Raw genomic sequence first — 18,549 nt, forward strand, 5'->3', positions numbered from 1 at the left:
GAACTGGTCGCCGGCCGCGACGCGATCGCGGAATGGGCCAGGATCACCTATGGCTGGATGGGCCGCTCGCCCGACTACAAGGCGGCGTTCCTCGCGACGCTGGGCGCCAACTCCGACTTCTACGAGCCGTATCAGGAGAACGCAAAACGCTGGTACAAATACAGCCAGGAGCGCGTGCCGTTCATCAACCACGCCATCATCCATCCGCCGGTCGACCGCGACCGGCCGCCGAACGAGGTGGTCGACGTCTGCTGCCATGTCGAGAAGGAGACCGATGCCGGCCTCATCGTCTCCGGCGCCAAGGTGGTCGCGACCGGCTCGGTGCTGACCAACTTCACCTTCGTCGCGCATCACGGCTTGATCCCGCTGCAGGACAAGAAGTTCGCGGTGGTGTTCATGGTGCCGACCAATGCGCCGGGGGTAAAATTCATCTGCCGCACCTCCTACGAGATGAGCGCGAACGTGATGGGCTCGCCGTTCGACTATCCGATCTCGAGCCGGCTCGACGAGAACGACGCCGTCTTCATTCTCGACAAGGTGCTGGTGCCCTGGGAGAACGTGTTCGTCTATGGCGACATCGAGAAGGCCAACAACTTCTTCCCGCGCACGGGCTTTCTGCCGCGCTTCGTCGTGCATGGCTGCACGCGGCTTGCGGTCAAGCTCGACTTCATTTCGGGGCTGCTGCTGAAGGCGACGGAAGCCGCCGGCACCAAGGACTATCGCGGCGTGCAGGCCAATGTCGGCGAGGTGATCGCCTGGCGCAACCTGTTCTGGGGTCTGTCGGATGCGATGGTCAAGAGCCCGAAGCCGTGGATCGGCGACTATGTGCTGCCGAACATGGATCCCGGCAATGCCTACCAGATCATCGCCACCATGGCCTACACCAAGGTGAAATACCTGATCGAGCAGACGGTGGCCTCCGGCCTGATCTATCTCAACAGCCATTCGCGCGACTTCGGCAACGACGAGATCAGGCCCTATCTCGACCGCTATCTGCGCGGCTCCAACGGCTACAAGGCCGAGGAGCGGGTGAAGCTCCTGAAGCTGCTGTGGGACTGCATCGGCAGCGAGTTCGGCGGCCGCCACGAGCTCTACGAGATCAACTATGGCGGCTCGACCGAGGAGATCCGCCGCTACTGCCTGTTCGGTGCCCAGGCCTCCGGCAATGCCGACCGCTTCAAGGGCTTCGCCGAGGAATGCATGGCGGAATACGATCTCGGCGGCTGGAAGGTGCCCGATCTCAGCGACCCCGGCGAGCTCAGCTACCATTTGCTGCGCGAGCGCAAATAGCAGGGATAGGGCAGAGCAATGGGAGGGCAGTCTTTTCGCGGCGCATCCTTCGAGACGCCCGCCTGCGGCGGGCTCCTCAGGATGAGGGTCTTTACGCGGCGAAATCTCAGAACCTCATGGTGAGGGCGCGGCGCAGCCGCGCGTCTCGAACCATGAGGCCCGAGGATCGGCACGCGTGCGACGGGTCGATTTGGTGAACTATTGCTCTGTCACTGAGCATATGCTCTGATGGAACAATGGAGCCTGGCCAGCGCCACTTCGAGCTGATCATCTTCGACTGCGATGGCGTCCTCGTCGACAGCGAGGTGCTGAGCTGCCGCTGCCTGTCCGACGTGCTCGGCACGCACGGCATCCGGCTCGAGATCGCCGAGGCGCTGGACCTGTTTCTCGGCCGCAACACCGGGGCGGTGCTGGAGCACTATCGCGGTCGCGGCGACGCTCTCCCGGATCGTTTCCTCGACGACCTGAGGGCGAGCGTGCGCGCGAGCTTTGACGTCTCGCTGCAAGCGATCCCAGGAGTGGAGGCGGTGCTCGCCGGCCTGTCGACGCCGCATTGCGTGGCGTCCTCCAGCGATCTCGACCGCGTCGCGTTCTCGCTGGCGCGAACCGGGCTTGCCTCCTATTTCGGCGATCGTCTTTTCACGTCGCAGATGGTGGCGCGGGGCAAGCCTGCGCCGGATCTGTTTCTCTACGCCGCGGACAGGATGCGGGCCGCGCCGGCGCGCACCCTGGTGGTCGAGGACAGCATCAGCGGCGTGACGGCGGCAAAAGCGGCCGGCATGACGGTCTGGGGATTTACCGGCGGCAGCCATTACGAATCGCGCGATGGACGGGCCATATTGAATGCCGCCGGTGCCGATCGGGTGTTCGCGCGGATGGACGATTTCTGGCGAGAGGATTAGCGGGTTCGCATGGCGCCGACCGAGGGCGAGAAATCCCGACTGGACGATGCCGCCCGCGCCGGATGGCTGTATTTCATCGCCGGCCACACCCAGGACGAGATCGCGAAGATGCTGCAGGTCTCGCGCGCCTCCGCCCAGCGGCTGGTCTCGCTCTGCCTCGCCGAGCGGCTGATCACCTTCCGCCTCGAGCATCCCATCGCGGCCTGCATGGAATTGGCCGCCCGGCTCAGGGAGCGGTTCAAGCTCGTGCATTGCGAGGTGGTGCCGGCCGATCCCGCCGCGCCGCTGTCGAACGCCGGCATCGCCGAGCGCTCTGCCAATCTCCTGGAATCGACGCTGCGCGCGGAGACGCCGGTGATCGTCGCGCTCGGCACCGGGCGCGCCGTGCGCGCCGCGGTCGAGCGGGTCTCGCCGATCGAGCGGCCGAACCACCAGATCGTCTCGCTGGTCGGCAACATCTCCGCCGATGGCTCGGCGAGCTTCTTCGACACCGTCGGCCGGCTCGCCGACCGCACCGGCGCCCGGCATTACCCGATGCCGCTGCCGTTTTTGATGTCGTCGGAGGACGAGCGCAACCGCATGGTGCGGATCGGGCCGATCGCCAAGGTGAAGGCGGTGGCCGAGCGCGCCGATCTGCGCCTGGTCGGCATCGGCCAGATGGACCAGAAGGCCCAGGTCCATGTCGACGGCTTCGTCACCCGCGAGGAACTGTTCGAGATGATGCGGCTCGGCGCAGTCGGCGAGATCACCGGCTGGGCCTATGACGGCAAGGGCAGGCTGATCAAGGGCGGCACCAACCGCCGGCTGACCAGCATTCCGCCGCAGGTGCCCGCCGAGACGCTGACCATTGCCGCCGCGGTCGGCAGGCCGAAGGTCGCCGCGATCAAGGCCGCGCTCGCCGGCCGCCTCGTCAACGGCCTGATCACCGACGAAGCCACCGCCCGCGCCATCCTCGACTGAGCGACCGCCCTGCGGGTTGATGCAGAGGCGACGCGCGAACATCTTTCGCGCGTGCGAGAGGCTGCGCGGCGGCTTGACAAATCGTTCTCCCTGAGTTGAACATACGCTCAACGTGTGGGCATCTGCTCAACACGGTTCATTGGGAGGTTCTCGTGAAAAACGTCCTTGGCGCCCTCATGGGCGCGGCTGCGCTTTCCCTCTCGGTCCCCGCCCTTGCCGAGACGACGCTGACCATCGCAACCGTCAACAATAGCGACATGATCCGCATGCAGGGGCTGACCAGCGAGTTCACCGCCAAGAATCCCGACATTCAGGTGAAATGGGTCACGCTGGAGGAGAACGTGCTGCGCCAGCGCGTCACCACCGACATCGCCACCAAGGGCGGCCAGTTCGACGTTCTCACCATCGGCACCTACGAGGTGCCGATCTGGGCCAAGAAGAACTGGCTGGTGCCGCTCGACAAGCTTCCTGCCGACTACGACGTCTCCGACCTCCTGCCCAAGATCAAGGATGCGGTATCGGTCGACGGCAAGCTCTACGCCGCGCCGTTCTACGGCGAGAGCTCGATGACGATGTACCGCACCGACCTGTTCGAGAAGGCGGGCCTGAAGATGCCGGACAGCCCGAGCTGGGATTTCGTCATCGACGCCGCCAAGAAGATCACCGACAAGTCCGCCGGCGTCTACGGCATCTGCCTGCGCGGCAAGGCCGGCTGGGGCGAGAACATGGCGTTTTTGACCGCGATGGCCAATTCCTACGGCGCGCGCTGGTTCGACGAGAAGTGGGAGCCGCAGTTCAACACGCCGGAATGGAAGAAGACGCTGTCGACCTATGTCGAGTTGATGAAGGAGGCGGGCCCTCCCGGCGCAAGCTCGAACGGCTTCAATGAGAACCTCGCGCTGTTCGACGCCGGCAAATGCGGGATCTGGATCGACGCCACCGTCGCCGCCTCGATGGTCAGCAATCCAAAGGATTCCAAGGTCGCCGACAAGGTCGGCTTTGCGTTGGCGCCGAACACCGGCCTCGGCAAGAATGCGAACTGGCTGTGGGCCTGGAGTCTGGCGGTCCCCGCCGGCTCCAAGAAGGTCGAGGCGGCCGAGAAGTTCATCGCGTGGGCCACCAGCAAGGACTACACCAAGCTCGTCGCCTCGAAGGAGGGCTGGTCCAACGTCCCGCCGGGCACGCGCACCTCGCTGTACCAGAACCCCGACTATCTCAAGGTCGCGCCGTTCGCCAAGCCGACGCTCGCCTCGATCGACGCTGCCGATCCGAACAAGCCGACCGTCAAGCCCGTTCCTTACGTCGGCGTGCAATATGCGGCGATCCCGGAATTCCAGGGCATCGGCACCTCGGTCGGCCAGCAATTCTCGGCGGCGCTGTCGGGCTCGACCACGGTCGACCAGGCGCTTTCCGCCGCGCAGTCCGCGACCGAGCGCGAGATGAAGCGCGCCGGCTACATCAAGTAGCCGTTCGCCTCGGCCAGCTCGGACTCCCGAGCTGAAAGACTGCGGCCATCCTGTTCCGGAAACCGGATGGCCGCCTTTCCACTCACGTGAAGCGTTCTCCAGAAGGAGGCGGGGATGGCGACCCCACTCTCACTTGAATCGGTCTCCCAGAGGGGGACGGCGGCGACAGGGACCCGACAGACGCAAGGTCTGGCGCGCCTGCTGCTGGCGCCGGCGGTCGGGCTGCTGTTCATATGGATGATCGTCCCGCTGGCGCTGACGATCTATTTCTCGACGCTGCACTACAACCTGCTCGATTCCGAATCCCAGCAGTTCGTCGGCCTGGACAATTTCCGCTACTTCCTTACCGATCCTGCCTTCATCGCCTCGCTGCAGAACACGCTGGTGCTGGTCGGCTCGGTGCTGGCGCTGACGATCCTGCTCGGCATTCCGCTCGCGCTGCTGCTCGACCAGCCGGTGCTCGGCCGCAGCATCGTCCGGCTGATGGTGATCGCGCCGTTCTTCGTGATGCCGACGGTGAGCGCGCTGGTCTGGAAGAACCTCTTGATGCACCCGGTCTCGGGCCTGTTCGCCTGGATCGCAAAACTGTTCGGGGCAACTCCGATCGACTGGTTCAACGACGCGCCGCTGTTCGCCGTCATCCTGATCGTGTCGTGGCAATGGCTGCCGTTCGCGACGCTGATCCTGCTCACCGCGCTGCAATCGCTCGACGAGGAGCAGAAGGAGGCCGCCGAGATGGACGGCGCCGGCGCGCTGTCGACCTTCATCTACATCACGGTACCGCATCTGGCGCGGCCGATCACGGTCGTGATCCTGATCGAGACCATCTTCCTTCTGACCGTGTTCGCCGAGATTTTCGTCACCACCGGCGGCGGGCCGGGACTGCAGACCACCAACATCGCCTTCCTGATCTATTCCCAGGCGCTGATCCAGTACGACATCGGCAGCGCCTCGGCCGGCGGGCTGGTCGCGGTGGTGATCGCCAACATCGTGGCGTTCTTCCTGGTCCGCATCGTCGGCCGGAATCTGGAGGCGTGAGCCATGGCGCGGGCAGTAACGACGAATCGTGTGGTGATCTCGACGGCCGCGGCCTGGCTGTGCGGCTTCCTGATCTTCTTCCCCATCCTGTGGATGGTGCTGGCGAGCTTCAAGACCGAGCTCGAGGCATTCGCGATCCCGCCGTCATTCCTGTTCTTTCACTGGACCACGGAGAACTACGCCACGGTCCAGGAGCGCAGCGATTATCTGCTGCACGCGCTGAACTCGATCATCATCGCCGGCGGCTCGACGATTATCGCCATGCTGATCGCGATTCCCGCGGCGTGGTCGATGGCGTTCTCGCCGACCAAGCGCACCAAGGACCTCCTGCTCTGGATGCTCTCGACCAAGATGATGCCGCCGGTCGGCGTGCTGGTGCCGATCTACCTGATCTACCGCGATCTCGGCCTGCTCGATACGCGTGTCGGCCTCACCTTCATCCTCTGCCTCGGCAACCTGCCGATCGTGGTCTGGATGCTCTTCACCTATTTCAAGGAAATCCCGAAGGACATTCTCGAGGCGGCGCGGATGGACGGCGCGACCATCGGCCGCGAGCTGATCTATGTGCTGACGCCGATGGCGGTGCCGGGGCTCGCCTCGACATTGTTGCTCAATTTGATCCTGGCCTGGAACGAGGCGTTCTGGACGCTCAACCTGTCCACCTTGCAGGCGGCGCCGCTGACGGTGTTCATCGCCTCCTATTCGAGCCCGGAGGGGCTGTTCTGGGCAAAACTCTCGGCCGCCTCGACGCTCGCGATCGCGCCCATTCTCGTGCTCGGCTGGTTCAGCCAGCGACAGCTCGTCCGCGGCCTGACCTTCGGCGCCGTCAAGTAAGAGGGAGATGAAATCTCATGGGCCAGATCGCGCTTCAGGGTGTCCAGAAATCGTTCGGCCCGGTGCACATCATCAAGGGCGCCGATCTCGACATCACCGACGGCTCGTTCGTCGTGTTCGTCGGGCCGTCCGGCTGCGGCAAGACCACGCTGCTCCGCCTGATCGCGGGGCTCGAGGACGTCACCGGCGGCGCGATCCTGATCGACGGCAGGAACGTCGTCGACGTGCCGCCGGCCAAGCGTGGACTGTCGATGGTGTTCCAGTCCTATGCGCTCTATCCGCATATGAGCGTGCGCGGCAACATCGCCTTCGGGCTGAAGATGGCCGGCCTGCCCAAGGCCGAGATCAACCGCAAGGTCGAGGCCGCCGCGGCGACGTTGAACCTGACGCCCTATCTCGAGCGCAAGCCGCGCGAATTGTCCGGTGGCCAGCGCCAGCGCGTTGCGATCGGCCGCGCCATCGTGCGCGAGCCGAAGGCGTTTCTGTTCGACGAGCCTCTGTCCAATCTCGATGCGGCGCTGCGGGTCCAGATGCGGCTCGAGGTGACACGGCTGCAGAAACAGCTCGCCACCACCGCGATCTATGTCACCCACGACCAGGTCGAGGCCATGACCATGGCCGACAAGATCGTCGTGCTCAATGCCGGCAAGATCGAGCAGTACGGCTCGCCGCTCGACCTCTACGAGCGGCCGAACAATTTGTTCGTCGCCGGCTTCATCGGCTCGCCCAAGATGAACTTCATCAGCGGCGAGGCCGCGCGGCAGCAGGGCGCTCCCACCATCGGCGTGCGGCCCGAGCATCTGAAGGTCGAGCGCGCGGGGCAGGGCGGCTGGCCCGGCACGGTGTCGGTGGCCGAGCATCTCGGCAGCGATACGTTCCTCTATGTCGATGCCGGCCAGCTCGGGATGCTGACCGCACGCTACATCGGCGAGCTCAGCCTGAGCCCAGGCGACAAGGTCTCGCTGTCGCCCGAGCCGGCGCGGATCCATCGCTTCGACGAGAGCGGCAACGCCATCCACGCCTAATCGGCTTCTCGGGTTTGATGAGGCTCCGGCAGTCACTTGCGGATGATACAGATGTATTTGGAAAAATTCAGGTTGGGCGGCAAGACCGCCATCGTCACCGGCGGCGGGCAGGGCATCGGCCTCGCCTGCGTCGAGGCGCTGGCGGAGGCCGGCGCCAGGGTCGTGATCGCCGACCGCGATGCCAAGGTGGCTGCGGCGGGCAGCGCCGAAATGAAAGCCAAGGGCTACCAGACCGAAGTCGTCGACATGGACGTGACCGATTCCAGGCGGGTCACCGAAGTCGCCGACCAGTTGACCTCGCGCTACGGCAAGGTCGACATCCTCGTCAACAATGCCGGCATCGCCCGCAGCGAGACCCCGGCCGAGACCGTCACCGACGAGCATTGGCTCAACGTGCTCGACGTCAATCTCAACGGCACGTTCTGGTGCTGCCGCGCCTTCGGCAAGCACATGCTGCAGGCGAAGACGGGTGCCATCGTCAATGTCGGCTCGATGTCGGGCTTCATCGTCAACAAGCCGCAGGAGCAGTGCTACTACAACGCCTCCAAGGCCGCAGTGCACCATCTGACCAAGTCGTTGGCGGCCGAGTGGGGAAGGCGCGGCGTGCGGGTCAACGCCGTGGCGCCGACCTATATCGACACACCGCTGAACGCCTTCGTGAAAAGCAATGCGAAAATGTGGGACGCCTGGATCGGGGGAACCCCGATGGCGAGATTGGGGCAGGTCGAGGAGATCGCCTCCGTCGTCCTGTTCCTGGCCTCGGAGGCGGCGAGCCTGATGACCGGCAGCATCGTTCTTGTCGATGGCGGCTACACTTGCTGGTAAGCTCACGTCAAAAGTGACGGGGGAGCGCCATGCGGCAGGCTTACATCGGCGTCGATGTCGGGACATCGAGCACGCGGGCCGGCGTGTTCGACGAGACCGGGAAGCTGCTCGGCACGAACAGGCATCCGATCGTGACCTGGCACGAAGCCGGCGACATCGTCGAGCAGTCCTCTTCCGACATCTGGGACGCCTGCGCGGCGGCGGTGCGTGGCGCGATGGCGGAAGCGGCAATCCTGCCCGATGCCGTTGATGGCATCGGCTTCGATGCGACCTGCTCGCTGGTTGCACTGGACGGTGACGGCGCGCCGGTCACGGTCAGCACGTCCGGGGATCCGCAGCGCAACGTCATCGTCTGGATGGATCACCGCGCGATCGCGGAAGCGCGGCAGATCAACCAGACCCAGGACGACGTGCTGCGCCATGTCGGCGGCTCCATTTCTCCTGAAATGGAGATGCCAAAACTGCTCTGGCTGAAGCGGCATCTGCGTGCGAGCTTCGACGCGGCCGGGCACTTCTTCGATCTCGCCGACTATCTGACCTATCGCGCCACCGGCTCGCTGTCGCGCTCGATGTGCACGGTGACCTGCAAGTGGAATTTTCTCGCGCATGAGCGGCGCTGGAGCGCGCGCTTCTTCGAGCGCATCGGGCTCTCGGAGTTCGTCGCCGAGGACTATGTGCGGATCGGCACCGACATCGTCGCGCCGGGCACGGCGATCGGCTCCGGCCTGACGCGATCGGCCGCTGAAGATCTCGGGCTGCGCCCGGGCACGCCGGTCGGCGCCGCCCTGATCGACGCGCATGCCGGCGGCATCGGAGCGATCGGCGGCCGGCTGGCGCCGGAGGCGCCGGTCGATGTCTGCGACCGCCTCGCCTACATCATGGGAACGTCGGCCTGCATCATGGCCACCACCAGGGAGCCCCGTTTCGTGCCCGGCGTGTGGGGCCCCTATCATTCCGGCATGGTGCCGGGCTTCTGGCTGAACGAGGGCGGACAGTCGGCCGCGGGGGCCGCGATCGATCATTTGCTGCGTTCGCACCCGGCCTATGCCGAGGTGAGCTCGGCCGCGCAGGAGCGCGGCGTTGACGTGATCGAATTCCTGGAGAGGCGGATCATCGCCCGCGCCGGCGATCCGGGGGCCGCGGCGCTGTTTGCGCGCGACGTACATGTGCTGCCGGAATTCCTCGGCAACCGCTCGCCCTATGCCGATCCGGATTCACGCGCGGTGATCGCCGGCCTCGATCTCGATGCCGACATCGGGGCGATGGAAAAACTGTTCGTCGCCGGCCTGTGCGGGCTCGCCTATGGCCTCGCCGATGTCATCGACGCCTTTGCCAGGCACGATGTTGCAAGCAGGGTCATCGTGATGGCGGGTGGCGCCAGCCGCAGCCCGCTGGTGCGGCAGATCATGGCGGACACGACGGGTCTGACGGTGGCGCTGCCACGAACCCAGGAGCCGGTCCTTTTGGGCGCCGCGATGCTCGGCGCGGTCGCCGGCGGCGTCTATCGGTCGATCGGCGAGACCATGGCCTCGATGTCCGCGCTCGGCCGCTTCAGCGAGCCGACCGCGCCCGAGATGGCGGCATTGCATCGCGCCAAGCGCAAGGTGCACAGGATGCTGCGGGCGCTGGATCGCGACAGCCGGGAGGCGATGCGGGGCTGGCGACGGAACGGCACCTGAGGCAACGCCATGATCATAAGCTGCGGTGATGCGCTGATTGATTTCGTGCCGGTGAAGTCCGCTGACGGACGCGAAGCGCTGATGCCGGCGGTCGGCGGCTCCTGCCTCAATGTTGCGGTGGGGGTGGCGCGGCTCGGTGCCGCCACCGGCTTCGTCGGCGGCGTCTCGACCGACCTGTTCGGACGCATGATCGCCGATCATGCCACAGCCTCCGGCGTCGATCTCAGCCATGCGACGCGGAGCGAGGATCAGACCACGCTTGCCTTCGTGCGCATCGTCGCGGGCGAGTCGCACTACGCCTTCTATGACGCCGAGACCGCCGCGGCCAAATGGACCTATCGGCGCGGCGCGATCCCGCTCGACCAGATCGAGGCCATCCATGTCGGATCGACCACCCTGGTCCACGCGCACGGTGCGCATGAGACGGCGGCGCTGATCGCGGATACGCGGGCGTCGGCGACCATCTCCTTCGACCCGAACTGCCGGCCCAACCTGGTCAAAGATCTCGACGACTATCGCCGGCGCATGGCGATGTTCTCCGCCGGCGCCGACCTCATCAAGATGTCGGACGTCGATTTCAATTATCTGCATGGCGACGAAGCTCATGCCGCCCGCGCCAGGAGCCTGCTGGCGGGCGGTGCCGGCCTGGTCGTGATCACCCGCGGCGGCGAGGGCGCGCAGGCCTGGCATGCCACTGCGGGATTGATCGAGGCCCGGGCCCCCGCGGTCGAGATCGTCGATACGATCGGCGCCGGCGACAGCTTTCAGGCCGCATTGCTCTATGCGCTGCAGCGGCTCGACCGCCTCGAACGCGGCAGGCTGCAAGCCGCCACCGCCGACGAGCTTCGCCGCGTGCTGTCATTCGCCTGTCACTGCGCGGCGGTGACCTGCACCCGGGCCGGTGCCGATCCGCCGCGCTTCGACGAAGTCAGGAGATACTGGTAGGCCACAACGAACGCCGCGATTGCCGCACCGGCACGTTGCCACTTCCCGATCGCTTGTCCGGACCGCTACAATGTTCCAGAACGGGCCGCAGCTGCCTGGAACGACTGAGCCGTTCCAAGGGTTGGTGTGGGCCATAGGGAGGACGAGATGCGACCTGTCGCAAGCGAGCCGTTGTCGCGGCATGCCCTGGCCTTCGTTCTCGCGGGGGGACGCGGCAGCCGGCTTCTGGAACTGACCGACCGCCGCGCCAAGCCGGCGGTCTATTTCGGTGGCAAGTCGCGCATCATCGATTTTGCGCTTTCCAACGCCGTCAACTCCGGCATCCGCCGCATCGCCGTCGCCACTCAGTACAAGGCGCACAGCCTCATTCGCCATCTGCAAATGGGCTGGAATTTCTTCCGTCCCGAGCGAAACGAGAGCTTCGACATCCTCCCGGCGAGCCAGCGCGTTTCCGAGACCATGTGGTATCTCGGGACCGCGGATGCGGTCTACCAGAACATCGACATCATCGAGAGCCATGGCGCCAAGTTCATCGTGCTGCTCGCCGGCGATCACGTCTACAAGATGGACTATGAAGTGATGCTGCAGCAGCACGTCGAGCAAAAGGCGGACGTCACCGTCGGCTGTCTCGAGATGCCGCGGGCGGAATCGAGCGCGTTCGGCATCATCCATGTCGACGAGAACGACGTCATCCAGTCCTTCCTGGAGAAGCCGGCCGATCCGCCGCCGATGCCCGGCAAGCCGGACAAGTCGCTGGCCAGCATGGGGATCTACGTCTTCGACACCCAGTTCCTGTTCGATCAGTTGAAGCGCGACGCCAGCGATCCGAACTCGGCCCGCGATTTCGGCAAGGATATCATCCCCTACATCGTCAAGAACGGCCGCGCGGTGGCGCACCAGTTCAGCCGCTCCTGTGTGCGCTCCGGTGACGATCATCGCAGCTACTGGCGGGACGTCGGAACGGTCGACGCCTATTGGTCGGCCAACATCGATCTCACCGACGTCGTGCCCGAGCTCGACCTGTTCGACCAGTCCTGGCCGATCTGGACCCATGCCGAGATCACGCCGCCGGCCAAATTCGTGCATGACGAAGACGGCCGCCGCGGCGAGGCCGTCACCTCGCTGGTGTCGGGCGGCTGCATCGTCTCCGGCGCGGCGCTGCGGCGCTCGCTCTTGTTCACGGGCGTGCACCTGCATTCGCACGCCCGGGTCGAGAACGCCGTGATCCTGCCCTATGTCGATGTCGGGCGCCATGCGCGGCTGTGCAATGTCGTGATCGACCGCGGCGTGCGCATCCCGGAGGGCCTCGTGGTCGGCGAGGATCGCGAACTCGATGCCAAGCGGTTCCGCACCAGCCCGAACGGCATCAGCCTGATCACCCAGCCGATGATCGACAGGCTCGATGCATGACCTCCGTCCGCGTCCTGTCGGTCGCCTCGGAGATCTATCCCACCATCAAGACGGGCGGGCTCGCGGATGTCGCCGGCGCACTGCCGGGCGCGCTCGCGGCCGAAGGGATCGAGGTCCGTACGCTGGTGCCCGGATATCCCGATGTCCTGCGCGCGCTGGAGGCGGCGGAGGAGGTGGTCCGCTCCGAGCTGTTCTTCGGTGGATCGGCCCGCCTGCTCGCGGGCCGCAGCAGTGGCCTCGATCTGTTCGTGCTCGATGCGCCGCATCTGTTCGCGCGCACGGGCAATCCGTATCTCACGCCGGACGGCGTGGACTGGCCGGACAACGGCTTGCGTTTCGCGGCGCTGTCGCACATGGCCGCCGAGATCGCGCTCGGTGCGATAGCTTCTTTCGCGCCCGATGTCGTGCACGCCCACGACTGGCAGGCGGCCCTCGCGCCGGCCTATTTGCATTATCGCGGCAGGCCGCGTCCCGGCACGGTGATGACGGTTCACAACCTCGCCTTTCCCGGCCTGTTCCCGCACGACCTGCTGAGCGCCATCGACCTGCCGCCGGAGTCGTTCGTCATCCAGGGCGTCGAATATTACGGCCGGATCAGTTTTCTGAAGGGCGGCCTGCAGTTCGCCGACCGCCTCACCACGGTGTCGCCGACCTACGCCAGGGAAATTCAGACGGACGAGGGCGGCATGGGATTCGGCGGCCTGTTGCGCGAGCGCGCCGACCGCCTGAGCGGTATCCTCAACGGCATCGACGTTGCGGTGTGGGATCCCGCGACCGACCCGCGGATTCCCGGCAATTTCAGTGCAGGTGATCTTGCGGGCAGGGCCGCCAACAAGGCCGCCTTGCAGCGACGGCTCGGGCTGGAGGTCGTGCCGGACGCGCTGCTGCTCGGCGTGATCAGCCGCTTGTCCTCCCAAAAGGGGCTCGACCTCCTGCTCGAGACTATCCCGACTGTGCTGGGCCAAGGCATGCAATTGGCCGTCCTCGGCAGCGGCGACCGCGATCTCCAGGATGGTTATCGCGCGGCCATGCAGGCCCATCCAGGCCTGGTCGGCGGCTGGATCGGCTATGACGAGGATCTGGCGCATCTGATCCAGGCCGGCGCGGACGCGCTTGCCGTGCCGTCCCGGTTCGAGCCCTGCGGCCTGACGCAGCTCTGTGCGCTCCGATACGGCGCGGTTCCGATCGTCTCCCGCGTCGGCGGGCTGGAGGACACCGTCGTTGACGCCGATGACGCCGCGCTCGTCGGCGGCTCGGCCACCGGGTTCAAGTTCGCACCGGTCACGACAGAGGCATTGGCCGGCGCGCTGCGGCGCGCCGCTGCCGCTTTTCGCAGCAAGTTCGACTGGCGGCGCATTCAGCTCGCCGGCATGGCGACGGATGTCTCCTGGCGCCGTCCCGCCGCGCACTATGCCGCCTTGTATCGCGAGCTCGCGGGAATGCGATATACCTGATTGAAGAAAGCGGCCGTCGTCGCGCTTATTGGAACCGAGGATATCACGTGGCCAATCCCCATCCCGCTGCCGGCAAGCCGATTGCCGCAAACGCGCTCGCGAACATCCCGCGCCTGGTGACCGCCTATTTTGCCGTGAAGCCGGATGCCGCCGATCCCGCGCAGCGCGTCGCGTTCGGCACGTCGGGCCATCGCGGCTCGTCGCTGAAGGCTTCCTTCAACGAGGATCACATCCTGGCGACGACGCAGGCGATCTGCGATCACCGCCGCGAGGTCGGGCTCACCGGGCCGCTCTTCATCAGCATCGACACCCATGCGCTCGCCGAGCCGGCGCTGGTCAGCGCCATCGAGGTGTTCGCCGCCAACGGCGTCGACATCATGGTCGATGCGAACGGCGGCTACACGCCGACACCGGTGATCTCGCACGCGATCCTGAGCTACAACAAGGGCCGGACCGACGGCCTCGCCGATGGTGTTGTCGTGACGCCCTCGCACAATCCGCCGGAGGACGGCGGCTACAAGTACAATCCGCCCCACGGCGGCCCGGCGGACACCGATGTCACCGCCAAGATCGAGAAGCAGGCGAACCGCTATCTGGCGGATGGCCTGGAGGGCGTCGCGCGCATGACCTACGAACGCGCACGAAAATCGGCGCACGTGCATCTGCACGACTATATCGGACCCTACGTCGCCGATCTCATCAACGTCGTCGACATGGACGTGATCAAGTCCGCCGGCGTCAATATCGGCATCGATCCGCTCGGCGGCGCCGCCGTGCATTTCTGGCAGCCGATCGTGGAGCGCTACGGCATCAAGGCGACCGTGGTCAACGATCTCGTCGATCCGACCTTCCGTTTCATGACCGCCGACTGGGATGGCAAGATCCGCATGGACTGTTCTTCGCCCTATGCGATGGCGAGCCTGATCGCGATGCGCGACAGGTTCGACGTCGCCTTTGCCAATGACACCGATGCCGACCGCCATGGCATCGTTACCAGGTCGAACGGCCTGATGAATCCAAACCATTTCCTCGCGACCTCGATCTGGTACCTGTTCGGCCAGCGCTCCGGCTGGCGCAAGGAGGCGGCGATCGGCAAGACCGTTGTCTCGAGCTCGATCATCGATCGCGTCGCGAACAAGATCGGCCGCACGCTGGTGGAGACGCCGGTCGGCTTCAAATGGTTCGTCGAGGGGCTCGGCACCGGCGCGTTCGGCTTTGCCGGCGAGGAGAGCGCCGGCGCCTCCTTCGTCAAGCGCGACGGCACGGTGTGGACCACCGACAAGGACGGAATCATCTTGGGGCTCATCGCGGCCGAGATGCTGGCCCGCACCGGGCGCGATCCGAGCCAGCTCTTTGGCGATCTCGCCGCCGAGCTCGGCATGCCCTTCTATGAGCGGATCGACATGCCCGCCACCGCGCCGTTGAAGAATGCGCTGAAGGCGGTGACGCCGGAGAAGCTCGGCTTGAAGGAATTGGCCGGCGACCCCGTGCGCGCCATGCGCACCACGGCGCCTGGCAATGGCCAGCCCTTCGGCGGCATCAAGGTCGAGACCGACATGGGCTGGTTCGCGGCACGGCCGTCCGGCACCGAGGACGTCTGCAAGATCTATGCGGAAAGTTTTCGCGACGACGCCCATCTGAAGCTGATCCAAAGCGAAGCGCAGGCCGCGCTGGCGAAGCTTTGATCCGCTAGGCAACATCGTAGCCCGCATGAGCGGCTTGTCCGCCGAAGCTCGAAGAGCGAAGGCGGAAGCGATATGCGGGGCTCCCGTTCCCGGGTATCGCGATGCTCACCCGGGCTACGACCGGTTCAGCGCGTCCTGGTCGCATATTCGACCGGCAGGCCGCGGAACGGCTTGCGCGCCTCGGCGGCGGCCGTGCCGCCGACGACGATTTTCGCGAACGCATCGAGGCCGGCGAAGAACGCCGGCTTGAGGCTGCCGAGCTTGCTGGCATCGACCACCAGGATGTTCTCCACCGCGGTCTCGATCACTGCCTGCTTGATCGCGACCTCGTGGAAGTTGGAGCAGCTCGCGCCGCGAACCGGGTGTACGCCGCCCGCCGAGATGAAAGCCTTGTTGATCCCGAGCTTGCGCAAATAAGTCAGTCCTTCCGCGGACGAGAAGGACTGCGATGAGGTGTGATAGAGCCCGCCCATCAGCATCACCTGCGTCGCCGGACGCCGCGTCACGATCGCCGCCACGTTCATCGCGTAGCAGATCACCGACAGCGGCAGGCCCTCGGGCAGGCAGTCGGCGAGCGACTGCATGGTGGTGCCGCAATCGATGAAGACGGTGTCGCCGGCCTGGAGCGACGCCACCGCGGCACGGCAGGCCAGCCGCTTGTCCTGGGTGTGCTGGTCGATCTCCTGCTCGAAGGTGTATTTCGCGGCCGTCGGCGCGGCGGCATTGACGACATAGCCGCCGAGACAGGCAAGCGCGGCGTCGGCGCCGGCGAGGTCGCGCCGCACCGTCATCTCCGAGACATTCAAGAGCTCGGCCGCGTCCCTCAGGTGCAGCGCACCATTCTCGGTGATCGCGCGCTGTAGCCGCTGCAGCCGCTGTGCCCGCGCATCGCCCGGCGCGGGGGCGCCATTTGCCAGTTCAGCCATTCCGTCCAATGACCCCGCGACCCCGTTGACAATGCCTGCCCATGGTGTGATGTTCCGAACGTGTCCATGTTAGAATAATAACATAAAGGTCTCGACGCGATACTGGCCTGATTCAAGGAATTTAGCGAGAATATCCTGAACTGCTGGTTCGTCGATCGATCCTGGGAGGAAGTTGATGTTGCGATCCGAACATCCGGCTGGCATGGCCGCAAGGCTGGCTTCCTGAGCTCGCTTGCGTCGCGCGATGCCGGACCGGGTACCCACTCCGAGTGTTTCCGCCGCGCCGCTGCGCAGCCGCGAGCATCTGCGCGCGGTGGCGCAGCAAGTCCTGCCGCGCAACGAGGGCCATGCCTTCGAGGCGGATTTCCTCGACGACATCCGCGTCAATCTTTCCGCCGTCGAGCGCCGGGTCGCGAGCCTGCCCGGCCGCCGCACCGTGAAGAACGACGCCCAGGCCGGCTGGCTGTTGAAGGCCATCACCTGTATCGACCTCACCACGCTCAATGGCGATGACACCGCGGGACGGGTGCGGCGGCTCTGCGCCAAGGCCAAGGCGCCGGTGCGGACGGATATTCTCGACGCGCTCGGCTTTGCCGATCGCGCGCTGCACACCGGCGCGGTCTGCATCTACCACCGCTTTGTCGCCACGGCGGTCGAAGCCCTCGAAGGTTCGAGCATCCCGGTTGCGGCGGTTTCGACGGGCTTTCCGGCGGCCCTCGTGCCGCACGACGTCAAGCTCCGGGAGATCGAAGCCTCCGTGCGTGACGGCGCCGCCGAGATCGACATCGTCATCACGCGTGAGCATGTGCTGACCGGCGACTGGCGCGCGCTGTATCAGGAGGTGAAGGAGTTTCGCGCCGCCTGCGGCAATGCGCATCTGAAGACCATCCTCGCGACCGGCGACCTCAGGACGCCGCGCAACGTCGCCAAGGCCTCGATGGTCTGCATGATGGCGGGCGCCGATTTCATCAAGACCTCGACCGGCAAGGAAGGCGTCAACGCCACGCTGCCGGTGGCGCTGACCATGCTGCGGATGATCCGCGCCTATCAGGAGCTGACCGGCTTCAAGATCGGCTTCAAGCCCGCGGGCGGCATCTCGAGCGCGAAGGACGTGCTGAACTACCAGTTCCTGATGAAGGAGGAGCTGGGACGCGAATGGCTGGAGCCAGAACTGTTCCGGATCGGCGCCTCCAGCCTGCTCGCCGACATCGAGCGCCAGCTCGAACATCATGTCACCGGCCGCTATTCGGCCTTCAACCGCCACGCGATCGGATGAGAAGGCGGTCATGAGCGTCGCGCATTATTTCGACACCATGGACTACGGCCCGGCACCCGAAGCCGACGGCGAGGCGCGCGCCTGGCTGAAGCGCCACGACGCCGCGTTCGGGCATTTCATCGACGGCGCCTTCGTTGCACCGCCCGACGGCGGTCGCTTCACGACCATCGAGCCCGCGACCGGCAAGGCGCTGGCCGAGCTGGCGCAGGGCTCCGCTGCTGATGTCGATGCGGCGGTCGCGGCTGCGCGAAAAGCGCAGCCCTTGTGGTACGGGCTCGGCGGCCACGGCCGCGCGCGGCATCTCTATGCGCTGGCGCGGATGCTGCAGCGTCATGCGCGGCTGTTCGCCGTACTGGAGGCGATCGACAACGGCAAGCCGATTCGCGAGACCCGCGACCTCGACGTGCCCTTGGCGGCGCGCCACTTCCTGCATCACGCCGGCTGGGCGCAGTTGCAGGCGCGCGAGCTGGTCGACTACGTGCCGCTCGGCGTCGTCGGCCAGATCATTCCCTGGAATTTTCCGCTGCTGATGCTGGCCTGGAAGATCGCGCCGGCGCTCGCGGTCGGCAACACGGTCGTGCTGAAGCCCGCCGAATTCACCTCGCTGACGGCGCTGTTGTTCGCCGAGCTTGCGGCGCGCGCGGGCCTGCCGCCGGGCGTGCTCAACGTCGTCACCGGTGACGGCGCCACCGGCGTCGCGCTGGTCGAGCATCGCGATGTCGACAAGATCGCCTTCACCGGCTCGACCGAGGTCGGCCGGCTGATCCGCGAGAGGACCGCCGGCACGGCCAAGTCGCTGACGCTGGAGCTCGGCGGCAAGTCGCCCTTCATCGT

General features: G+C 65.9%; 16 protein-coding genes. 15 read left to right on the forward strand and 1 reads right to left on the reverse strand.

Going from position 1 to position 18,549, the window contains the following annotated elements:
* The 13 genes from JOY90_RS11035 to pgm form a co-directional block, all read left to right on the forward strand.
* Nucleotides 1-1,290 (forward strand): 4-hydroxyphenylacetate 3-hydroxylase C-terminal domain-containing protein (locus JOY90_RS11035; RefSeq protein ID WP_291691168.1); only part of this gene is annotated, 1,290 nt, incomplete at its 5' end.
* A 236-nt stretch (nt 1,291-1,526) separates the two neighbouring features.
* Nucleotides 1,527-2,192 (forward strand): HAD family hydrolase, encoded by a 666-nt coding sequence (locus tag JOY90_RS11040; RefSeq protein ID WP_291691169.1) that lies wholly within the window; start codon nt 1,527-1,529, stop codon nt 2,190-2,192.
* Between the two features lie 9 nt (nt 2,193-2,201).
* A complete protein-coding gene (locus JOY90_RS11045) occupies nt 2,202-3,152 on the forward strand; it encodes a sugar-binding transcriptional regulator (protein ID WP_291691170.1) in 951 nt (316 codons plus the stop codon).
* 152 nt (nt 3,153-3,304) lie between these two features.
* Nucleotides 3,305-4,618: a sugar ABC transporter substrate-binding protein gene (locus JOY90_RS11050; protein ID WP_291691171.1), complete on the forward strand. Its 1,314-nt coding sequence runs from the start codon at nt 3,305-3,307 to the stop codon at nt 4,616-4,618.
* 114 nt (nt 4,619-4,732) lie between these two features.
* The gene (locus JOY90_RS11055; protein ID WP_291691172.1) at nt 4,733-5,656 is read left to right on the forward strand and encodes a carbohydrate ABC transporter permease; all 924 of its coding nucleotides are present in this window, start codon (nt 4,733-4,735) and stop codon (nt 5,654-5,656) included.
* Nucleotides 5,657-5,659: 3 nt separating this feature from the next.
* Nucleotides 5,660-6,490 (forward strand): carbohydrate ABC transporter permease, encoded by an 831-nt coding sequence (locus tag JOY90_RS11060; protein ID WP_291691173.1) that lies wholly within the window; start codon nt 5,660-5,662, stop codon nt 6,488-6,490.
* 17 nt (nt 6,491-6,507) lie between these two features.
* On the forward strand, nt 6,508-7,515 hold the full coding sequence (locus tag JOY90_RS11065) for an ABC transporter ATP-binding protein (RefSeq protein WP_291691174.1): 1,008 nt from the start codon (nt 6,508-6,510) through the stop codon (nt 7,513-7,515).
* A gap of 51 nt (nt 7,516-7,566) precedes the next feature.
* The gene (locus tag JOY90_RS11070) at nt 7,567-8,340 is read left to right on the forward strand and encodes an SDR family oxidoreductase (RefSeq protein WP_291691175.1); all 774 of its coding nucleotides are present in this window, start codon (nt 7,567-7,569) and stop codon (nt 8,338-8,340) included.
* Nucleotides 8,341-8,369: 29 nt separating this feature from the next.
* The gene (locus JOY90_RS11075) at nt 8,370-10,019 is read left to right on the forward strand and encodes an FGGY-family carbohydrate kinase (RefSeq protein ID WP_291691176.1); all 1,650 of its coding nucleotides are present in this window, start codon (nt 8,370-8,372) and stop codon (nt 10,017-10,019) included.
* Between the two features lie 9 nt (nt 10,020-10,028).
* Nucleotides 10,029-10,964, forward strand: a complete 936-nt coding sequence (locus JOY90_RS11080) for a carbohydrate kinase (RefSeq protein ID WP_291691177.1) — start codon at nt 10,029-10,031, stop codon at nt 10,962-10,964.
* A gap of 147 nt (nt 10,965-11,111) precedes the next feature.
* A complete protein-coding gene (glgC, locus tag JOY90_RS11085) occupies nt 11,112-12,374 on the forward strand; it encodes a glucose-1-phosphate adenylyltransferase (RefSeq protein WP_291691178.1) in 1,263 nt (420 codons plus the stop codon).
* Complete coding sequence (gene glgA, locus JOY90_RS11090; protein ID WP_291691179.1) at nt 12,371-13,828, forward strand: glycogen synthase GlgA; 1,458 nt, start codon at nt 12,371-12,373, stop codon at nt 13,826-13,828. The genes glgC and glgA overlap by 4 nt, the downstream gene beginning before the upstream one ends.
* Nucleotides 13,829-13,875: 47 nt before the next feature.
* Entirely contained in the window at nt 13,876-15,513 is a 1,638-nt protein-coding gene (gene pgm / locus JOY90_RS11095; protein ID WP_291691180.1) for a phosphoglucomutase (alpha-D-glucose-1,6-bisphosphate-dependent), read from the forward strand.
* Between the two features lie 125 nt (nt 15,514-15,638).
* Here the strand turns inward: pgm and JOY90_RS11100 are convergent, their stop codons facing one another.
* Complete coding sequence (locus JOY90_RS11100) at nt 15,639-16,439, reverse strand: DeoR/GlpR family DNA-binding transcription regulator (RefSeq protein WP_291691181.1); 801 nt, start codon at nt 16,437-16,439, stop codon at nt 15,639-15,641.
* Between the two features lie 244 nt (nt 16,440-16,683).
* Here JOY90_RS11100 and deoC point away from each other — a divergent pair, with 244 nt between their 5' ends.
* Both deoC and JOY90_RS11110 read left to right on the forward strand, forming a co-directional pair.
* On the forward strand, nt 16,684-17,715 hold the full coding sequence (gene deoC / locus JOY90_RS11105; protein WP_291691182.1) for a deoxyribose-phosphate aldolase: 1,032 nt from the start codon (nt 16,684-16,686) through the stop codon (nt 17,713-17,715).
* Between the two features lie 10 nt (nt 17,716-17,725).
* Nucleotides 17,726-18,549, forward strand: an 824-nt coding sequence (locus JOY90_RS11110; protein WP_291691183.1) for an aldehyde dehydrogenase family protein, incomplete at its 3' end; no start/stop codon positions are given.

It is taken from the genome of Bradyrhizobium sp., from assembly GCF_019242285.1.
Taxonomy (GTDB): domain Bacteria; phylum Pseudomonadota; class Alphaproteobacteria; order Rhizobiales; family Xanthobacteraceae; genus Bradyrhizobium.

Coding starts and splice junctions, on each gene's coding strand:
- JOY90_RS11040 (WP_291691169.1), top strand. CDS start 1,527: ATGGAGCCTGGCCAGCGCCACTTCGAGCTGATCATCTTCGACTGCGAT.
- JOY90_RS11045 (WP_291691170.1), top strand. CDS start 2,202: ATGGCGCCGACCGAGGGCGAGAAATCCCGACTGGACGATGCCGCCCGC.
- JOY90_RS11055 (WP_291691172.1), top strand. CDS start 4,733: ATGGCGACCCCACTCTCACTTGAATCGGTCTCCCAGAGGGGGACGGCG.
- JOY90_RS11060 (WP_291691173.1), top strand. CDS start 5,660: ATGGCGCGGGCAGTAACGACGAATCGTGTGGTGATCTCGACGGCCGCG.
- JOY90_RS11065 (WP_291691174.1), top strand. CDS start 6,508: ATGGGCCAGATCGCGCTTCAGGGTGTCCAGAAATCGTTCGGCCCGGTG.
- JOY90_RS11070 (WP_291691175.1), top strand. CDS start 7,567: ATGTATTTGGAAAAATTCAGGTTGGGCGGCAAGACCGCCATCGTCACC.
- JOY90_RS11075 (WP_291691176.1), top strand. CDS start 8,370: ATGCGGCAGGCTTACATCGGCGTCGATGTCGGGACATCGAGCACGCGG.
- JOY90_RS11080 (WP_291691177.1), top strand. CDS start 10,029: ATGATCATAAGCTGCGGTGATGCGCTGATTGATTTCGTGCCGGTGAAG.
- glgC (WP_291691178.1), top strand. CDS start 11,112: ATGCGACCTGTCGCAAGCGAGCCGTTGTCGCGGCATGCCCTGGCCTTC.
- glgA (WP_291691179.1), top strand. CDS start 12,371: ATGACCTCCGTCCGCGTCCTGTCGGTCGCCTCGGAGATCTATCCCACC.
- JOY90_RS11100 (WP_291691181.1), bottom strand. CDS start 16,439: ATGGCTGAACTGGCAAATGGCGCCCCCGCGCCGGGCGATGCGCGGGCA.
- deoC (WP_291691182.1), top strand. CDS start 16,684: ATGCCGGACCGGGTACCCACTCCGAGTGTTTCCGCCGCGCCGCTGCGC.